This window comes from Kitasatospora sp. NPDC004799 (assembly GCF_040609095.1).
In the GTDB taxonomy this organism is placed as follows: domain Bacteria; phylum Actinomycetota; class Actinomycetes; order Streptomycetales; family Streptomycetaceae; genus Kitasatospora.
Genome location: NZ_JBEXJK010000413.1, coordinates 1 through 7048, shown reverse-complemented (window position 1 = coordinate 7048; position 7048 = coordinate 1). Strand labels below are relative to the sequence as shown.

The 7048-nt window shown below is 72.7% G+C and carries 6 protein-coding genes; 3 read left to right on the top strand and 3 right to left on the bottom strand.

Annotated elements, in window-relative coordinates; translation table 11 throughout:
• Window positions 1-121: 121 nt before the first annotated feature.
• Window positions 122-1699 carry an NlpC/P60 family protein gene (locus ABZW03_RS34045; protein WP_355267170.1) on the bottom strand — a complete coding sequence of 526 codons (1578 nt, stop codon included), beginning with the start codon at window positions 1697-1699 and terminating at the stop codon, window positions 122-124.
• Between the two features lie 336 nt (window positions 1700-2035).
• Here ABZW03_RS34045 and ABZW03_RS34040 point away from each other — a divergent pair, with 336 nt between their 5' ends.
• Together ABZW03_RS34040 and ABZW03_RS34035 are read left to right on the top strand one after the other, a co-directional pair.
• Window positions 2036-3214, top strand: coding sequence for an inorganic phosphate transporter (locus ABZW03_RS34040; protein ID WP_355267167.1), 1179 nt, complete (start codon window positions 2036-2038; stop codon window positions 3212-3214).
• A gap of 26 nt (window positions 3215-3240) precedes the next feature.
• Window positions 3241-3492 carry a hypothetical protein gene (locus tag ABZW03_RS34035; protein ID WP_355267164.1) on the top strand — a complete coding sequence of 84 codons (252 nt, stop codon included), beginning with the start codon at window positions 3241-3243 and terminating at the stop codon, window positions 3490-3492.
• 84 nt (window positions 3493-3576) lie between these two features.
• On the opposite strand, the gene ABZW03_RS34030 is transcribed toward ABZW03_RS34035, so the two are convergent.
• Together ABZW03_RS34030 and ABZW03_RS34025 are read right to left on the bottom strand one after the other, a co-directional pair.
• Window positions 3577-5133 (bottom strand): MDR family MFS transporter, encoded by a 1557-nt coding sequence (locus ABZW03_RS34030; RefSeq protein ID WP_355267161.1) that lies wholly within the window; start codon window positions 5131-5133, stop codon window positions 3577-3579.
• Window positions 5134-5287: 154 nt separating this feature from the next.
• Window positions 5288-5737: a MarR family transcriptional regulator gene (locus tag ABZW03_RS34025; protein WP_355267158.1), complete on the bottom strand. Its 450-nt coding sequence runs from the start codon at window positions 5735-5737 to the stop codon at window positions 5288-5290.
• Window positions 5738-5863: 126 nt separating this feature from the next.
• Here ABZW03_RS34025 and ABZW03_RS34020 point away from each other — a divergent pair, with 126 nt between their 5' ends.
• Window positions 5864-6904 (top strand): ABC transporter permease, encoded by a 1041-nt coding sequence (locus tag ABZW03_RS34020; RefSeq protein WP_355267155.1) that lies wholly within the window; start codon window positions 5864-5866, stop codon window positions 6902-6904.
• Window positions 6905-7048 lie beyond the last annotated feature (144 nt).

The window sequence follows — 7048 nt, the reverse complement described above, 5'->3', positions numbered from 1 at the left end:
AAACCCCCCCCCCCCCACGGGGGTGGTTACCCGCTGCGCGGCCGCCCGGGGCGGGTCGCGCCCGCCCCGCCAAGGGGCCGCCCCGCGCCGGGTGCCGGGGGGCGGCCTGCTCGTCGGCGCGTCAGTGCGTCGGCGTGCCCAGCAGGGTGCCCAGCGGCAGGGTGGCCGTGGCGCTGCCCGGCGCCGGGGCGCTCGCCGAACCGGTGCCGCTCGGGCCCCCCGTCGGCGTGCCCGTCCCGGTCGGGGTGGGCGTGCCGGTCCCGCTCGGGGTGCCCGGCGTCGCCGTCCCGGTCGGCGTCGGGGTGCCCGGGCCGGACGGCGTCCCGGTCGGCGTGGTGGTCGGGGTGCCGGACGGCGTCCCCGGGTCGGTCGGGGTGCCCGTCCCGCCCGGAGTGCCCGGCGTCCCGGTCGGCGTGCCCGGCTCGGCCGGCGGTGTCACCGCGCCGCCGCCCGGGGCCGGCGGGGTCGGCACGGCCGGCACCTGGTTGGCCGGGCTCGGCGCTATCGGCGTGACGGCGTCCCAGCCCGCCGGGAGGTCGGGCACCTTCCAGGCGCCGCCGGCCTCGTCCGCCGCGCCGGACGGGTCCGGCCGGACGGCCCCGAGGATCGGCATCGAGCCGATCGGCGAGACCTTGATGAACGCCCCGGGCCGCGGCGCCTGCACGATCAGCCCGCCGCCGATGTACATCCCGATGTGCGAGGCGTCCTGGAAGTACACCACCAGGTCGCCGGGCCGCAGCTGGTTGAGCGCCACGTGCGGCAGCTGGGCCCACTGCTCCTGGCTGGTGCGCGGGATCGGCCGGCCGGCGTGCAGCCAGGCCTGCGAGGTGAGGCCCGAGCAGTCGTAGGCGTCCGGGCCGGTGCCGCCCCACAGGTACGGCTTGCCCACCTGCGCCAGCGCGAAGGTGATGGCCCCGCGCCCCTGCAGGGAGGGCGTGCGCTCCCCCTTGCCGAGCGCCCCGGAGGCGAGGAACGCCAGCTGCGCCTCGTCCGCCTTGGCCTTCTCCAGCTGCTCCAGCTCGGCCCGCTGGGCGCCGGTCAGCGAGGAGACCAGCTGCTCGACGGTGGCGAGGTCGGCGGCCGCCTTGGCCTTGGCCGCGTCCTGCTGGGCGACCAGCGTCCGGGAGGTCGCCAGCGCCTCCTCGGTCTGCTTCTTCAGCCCGTCCAGCGCGTCCCGGTCGCTCTTCAGCTTGTCCAGGAACTCCGACTGCGAGCGGCTGGCCGAGGCGAGCAGTTCGGCGATGACCACCGCCTCGTACGGGTCCTTGGAGAGCAGCAGCTCGGCGTAGGCCGAGGCGGCCCCGTTGCGGTACTGCGCGGCGGCGAGCTGCGAGGCGATGTCGGTGCCGGCGTCGACCTGCTTCTGCTGGCGCTCCAGCCGGCCCTGCAGGTCGGTGAGCGAGGTCTGCTGCTCCGCCGCCTTGGCGACGGCGCCGTTGTACTGCTCGGTCGCGGCCTCGGCGCCCTGGTACAGCGCGTGCAGCTGGTCGAGCAGCGGGCCGAGGGTGGCCTTGGCGGCGGCGAGCGGGTCCGCGCCGGCGACGGCCTGGCCGGCACCCGGGTCCGGCGCGGCCCAGGCGGCCTGCGCGCCCGCCGGCAGCGCGAGCGCCGCGGCCGCGAGGACGGCTCCGCAGCGCAGCGCCGCCCGTACCCAGGGCCGTACGCCTGCCGTCTCCGCTCTCTGTCCCGCCCCGCCCATGGCCTGGTCCTCCCCGCCGTACACGCCCCTGCCCGGCTTCCCGGATCCCGCAGATCCTCCCACGGGTTACTCGCCGGAAACAGGGCGCGCGCGGACCGGGAGGTTAATTCTCGGCGGACCTGTGAGACAGCTCTCAGCAAAGCGGGTCGAACCGGCATGTTCTTCGCTAATGTCCTGTTCAGCGCACCCCAGGTCACTCCGATGAAAGACAGCGGTTACCGCGGGTCAACTTTCGGAACCACGATTCCCGGCCCAGTTCACCTTCCGTTTACCAAGCAGACCTACGGTCGCGAACGTCATCAACGTCCGTGCGACAACTACGACGATTGTTTGGGTATGGAACACATCTCGTTCCTGGTGGCCGTTGTGATCATCACGGCGCTCGCCTTCGACTTCACCAACGGGTTCCACGACACCGCCAACGCGGCCGCCACCGCGATCGCGACCGGGGCCCTTCGTCCGAAGGTCGCGGTCACCATCGCGGCCCTGCTCAACTTCGCGGGCGCGTTCCTGTCCGTGAAGGTCGCCACCACCATCTCCGGCGGCATCGTCAACGAGAAGGCCGGCATCCACCCCGAGGTCATCTTCGCCGCCCTGGCCGGCGCGATCCTCTGGAACCTGCTGACCTGGCTGCGCGGCCTGCCGTCCAGTTCCTCGCACGCCCTGTACGGCGGCCTGATCGGCGCCACGGTCGTCGGCGTCGGCATGAACGGCGTCAACTTCGACACCGTGGTCACCAAGATCCTCATCCCGGCCGTCGCCTCCCCCTTCGTCGCCGGCCTGGCCTCCTGGGGCGCCACCAAGCTGGCCTACGCGATCACCCGCAAGGGCAACGCCGCGACCACCGAGAAGGGCTTCAAGACCGGCCAGGTCTTCTCCTCCTCGCTGATCTCGCTCGCGCACGGCACCAACGACGCCCAGAAGACGATGGGCATCATCACCCTGACCCTGGTCTCGGTCGGCGCCCTGCCGCACGGCGCGCTGCCCCCCACCTGGGTGATCGTCTCGGCCGGCGGCGCGATCGCGCTCGGCACCTACATGGGCGGCTGGCGGATCATCCGCTCGATGGGCAAGGGCCTGGCGGACATCCGCCCGCCGCAGGGCTTCGCCTCCGAGTCGGCCGCCGCCACCGTGATCCTGACCTCCTCGCACATGGGCTTCGGCCTCTCCACCACCCAGGTCTGCTCCGGCGGCATCATGGGCGCCGGCCTCGGCGGCCCGAAGGGCGAGCTGCGCTGGAGCCTGGTCCGCCGCATGGTCTACACCTGGGGCCTGACCCTGCCGGCCGCCGCCGTGGTCTCCGGCGGCGCGGCCCTGCTGGCCGAGCAGGGCAGCTGGGGCGTCGCCCTGGTCGGCGCCCTGCTGGTGGCCGGCGCGACCGCGATGTGGATGATCTCCCGCCGCCAGCCGGTCGGCGCGGACAACGTCAACGACGTCGACGTCACCCCGGTCGAGGTCGCACCGACCGGCACCGCCAACGCCCCCACCCCCGCCTCGACCACGGTCGCGGCCTGAGCGCCCCGGACGCAGGGAGACTCACCATGCACATCAAGTGGAACGCCCTGGCCCAGACCGCCGGGGTCAGCTTCGGCATCACCGTCGCCGTGGTCGCCGTCTTCGCGCTCGGCATCCTGGCGCTGTCCCGCCGCGAGGCCGCGGTGAGCGCCGCCCGTGCGGGCGGGGCCGCCACCGGGGCCGCGGGTGGCAGGCTCGCCCTGGCCGGCGCGTACGTCTGCTTCGCGCTGTGCGGCGGGGCCGTCCTCTACGGGCTGTCGCTGATCGCCGGCAAGTAACCGCCGCGCGCACCGCGCACCGACGCGACGGGCCGGGGAGTGTCCGCACACTCCCCGGCCCGTTCCGCGTGTCCCGCCGGCCGGTCAGCCCTCCTGGGTGGTGGTCTTCAGCACCGTCTCCCGGATGAACAGCACGGTGACGAAGGCCAGCGCCGCGAACGGGGCGGCCCACAGGAAGACGGTCCCGACGCCGTGGCCGAAGGCGTCCGTCACCAGCGGCACGATCGGGGCCGGCAGCTTGGACAGGTCCGGGATGCCGCCGCCGGAGGCCGCGGGCGAGGCCGGGACGTGCGCCGCGGCCAGGTTCTCGGCCAGGTAGTGGCCGACCTTGTTGCTCATCAGCGCGCCGAGCGCGGAGACGCCCATCGCGCCGCCCATGGTGCGGAAGAAGGTGACCACCGAGCTGGCCGCGCCGAGCTCGTGCCGGGGCACCGTGTTCTGCACCGCGAGCACCAGGTTCTGGCTGGTCAGGCCGAGGCCGACGCCGGTGATCGCCATGTAGACGGAGAGCAGCACGTAGTCGGTGTCGGCCCGGGCGGTGCCGAGCAGGCCGAAGCCGACGGCGAGCAGCGCGGTGCCGGAGACCAGGTAGGCCTTCCACCTGCCGTACTTGGTGATCAGCTTGCCGGCCACCGCGGAGGAGACCGCCAGGCCGAGGATCATCGGCAGCGTCATCAGGCCGGCCACCGTCGGGGACTTGGCCCGGGCCAGCTGGAAGTACTGGCTGAGGAAGGTGGTCGCGCCGTACATCCCGACGCCGACCAGCACGCTGGCGATCGCGGCCAGGGTGACGGTGCGGTACTTGAAGAGGCTCGGCGGGATGATCGGCTCGGCGGCGCGGCGCTCGACCACGACGGCCAGGGCGCCCAGCAGCAGGCCGCCGCCGACCATGGCCGCGGTCTGCCAGGACAGCCAGGCGTAGTTCTTGCCGGCCAGGGTGATCCAGATCATCAGCAGGCTGACCGAGGCGGTGATGACCACCGCGCCCAGGTAGTCGATCTTCGCCCGGCGCTTGACCACCGGCAGCTTGAGGGTCCGCTGCACCACCAGGATCGCGACCAGCGCGAACGGGATGCCGACGTAGAAGCACCAGCGCCAGCCCAGCCAGGAGGTGTCCACGATGACGCCGCCGATCAGCGGCCCGCCGATGGTGGCGAGCGCGAAGACGGCGCCGAAGTAGCCGCTGTAGCGGCCGCGCTCGCGCGCCGGGACCATCGCGGCCAGGCAGATCTGGCCGAGCGCCACCACACCGCCGGCGCCGATGCCCTGGAGCGCACGGCAGGCGATCAGCTCGCCGGTGTTCTGCGAGAGGCCGGCCAGCGCCGAGGTGGCGACGTAGATCAGCAGGGCGATCTGGAGCAGCAGCTTCTTGCTGACGAGGTCGGAGAGCTTGCCCCAGATCGGGGTGGAGGCGGTGAGGCTGAGCAGGGCCGCGGTGATCACCCAGGTGTACGCGGACTGGCCGCCGTGCAGGTCGGCCAGGATGTGCGGCAGGGCGTTGGAGACGACGGTCGAGGAGAGCACGGCCACGAAGAGGCCGAGCAGCAGGCCGGAGAGCGCCTCCATCACCTGCCGGTGCGTCATCTGTGGACTGTCGGCCGCGGCGGCGGTACCGCTCGCGGCCTCGGTGGTCACGGTCATCTGGGTCCTTCGGCGAGGCGTGCGGGATACGCGGATCATGAAAGTTCGTTGCCGTAAGCAACCATAAGACGAGATGGTTGAGTCAGGCAACTTTCTTCAAGGGAAAGTAAAGCCCGCCCCCGCGGGCCCGGCCGGCTCGCCGACGGCCTCCGGATCACTCCGCCGCCGGCTCCTCCATCACGTCGTTGAACCGGTGCAGCAGCTCCGCGAAGCGGGTCACGTCCTCCGTCGACCAGCCGCCCATCACCTCGCGCACCCGTCGCATCCGCGCGTCCCGCGCGACCAGGTAGCGCCGTCGCCCATCCTCGGTAAGCGAGACCAGCGCGGACCGGCGGTCCAGCGGGTCCGTCTCCCGGGCCACCAGGCCCAGCTCCTCCAGCGTCCGGATCTGCCGGCTCACCGTCGCCTTGCCGACCGAGAAGTGCGCGCCGACGTCGGTCACCCGCACCGGCCCGGCCTGCTCGACGTACGCGAGCAGGCTGTACGCCATCCCCTCCAGCCCGGGGTGCACCCGCCGTGAGAGTTCCGCCACTCTGGCCCGGCCCCGCCGGAACATCAGCGCGACCTCGCGCTCCACCGCCACCAGGGCTTCCTCGTCACTCACCGCGCCAGTATCGCGCAGCGACACGGGCCGCGACCCGCCCCGGGAGGTGCGACAAGCCAACTACTTCATGGTATGAAGTATCGGTTCTGGAAGGACCGTTTTTCCCCGATACGCAAGGAGATGTGGATGGCAGCCCCGGGGCAGGGTTTCGTCGCCGAACTGAAGAGCGCGGTCACCCCGCGCGCGGCACTGCTCGTGATCGGGGTGCTGCTGCTCCAGCTCGGCTTCATCACCTCCTACATCGGGGCGCTGCACAAGCCGGCCCCGCAGAACCTCTCGATCGCGGTGGTCGCCCCGCCGCAGGTCGCCCCCAAGCTGGTCGGCGCGCTGGAGGCGGTGCCGAACGACGCCGTCCGGGCCTCCACCGCCCCGGACGCCGAGACGGCGACCCAGCGGATCAAGGACCAGAAGCTCTACGCCGCGCTGGTCGTGGACCCGACCTCCACCCAGGACACCCTGCTGGTCGGCAACGCCCGCGGCACCTCCGCCGCCAAGGCCGCCGAGAGCATCACCACCGCGATCGACCAGAGCCAGGGCCGCACCGTCAAGGTCCAGGACGTGGCGCCGCTCGCCAAGGGCGACACCAACGGCCTCTCCTCCTTCTACCTGGTGATCGGCTGGTGCGTCGGCGGCTACCTGGTCGCCTCGATCCTGGGCATCAGCGCGGGCTCCAAGCCGGCCAACGTCCACCGCCTGCTGATCCGCCTCGGCGTGCTCGCGGTCTACTCCGTCGGCGCCGGCGTGCTCGGCACGGTGATCGCCGGGCCGGTGCTGGACGCGCTGCCGGGCTCGGTCCTGAGCCTGAGCGCCGTCGGCGCCCTGGTGGTGTTCACGGTCGGCGCCTTCACCATGGCGCTGCAGTGCCTGTTCGACATCCTCGGGATCGGCGTCGCGGTGCTGATCTTCGTGGTGCTCGGCAACCCGAGCGCGGGCGGGGTCTACCCGGCGCCGATGACGCCGCCGTTCTGGCGGGCGATCGGCTCCTGGATCCCGAACGGCGCCGGCACCACCGCCACCAAGTCGGTGGCCTACTTCGGCTCCACCAACCTGGGGCTGCCGATCCTGGTCATGGTGGTCTGGGCGCTGGTCGGCATGGGCGTCGCCCTGCTGGCCGTGCTGCGCGGCCCGCGCTCCGGCGGCCGCGAGCTGGTCCCCGCCGAGGCCTGAGCCTCCCCCGCCCGACCGTCCCCGAGCCCCCGGCCGCCGGGCGGTTTCCAGGGGTCGTTGCAACACGTGGTTAGTTGATCAAGCCGCGATCAGTTTATGCAGGCGCTCGGCTGGGGTTTCCCAGCCGAGCGTTTTGCGTGGGCG

Bases quoted from the DNA above. Each gene is read 5' to 3' on its own strand.
- ABZW03_RS34035 (WP_355267164.1), top strand. From the start codon at position 3,241: ATGCACATCAAGTGGAACGCCCTGGCCCAGACCGCCGGGGTCAGCTTC.
- ABZW03_RS34045 (WP_355267170.1), bottom strand. From the start codon at position 1,699: ATGGGCGGGGCGGGACAGAGAGCGGAGACGGCAGGCGTACGGCCCTGG.
- ABZW03_RS34030 (WP_355267161.1), bottom strand. From the start codon at position 5,133: ATGACCGTGACCACCGAGGCCGCGAGCGGTACCGCCGCCGCGGCCGAC.
- ABZW03_RS34040 (WP_355267167.1), top strand. From the start codon at position 2,036: ATGGAACACATCTCGTTCCTGGTGGCCGTTGTGATCATCACGGCGCTC.
- ABZW03_RS34020 (WP_355267155.1), top strand. From the start codon at position 5,864: ATGGCAGCCCCGGGGCAGGGTTTCGTCGCCGAACTGAAGAGCGCGGTC.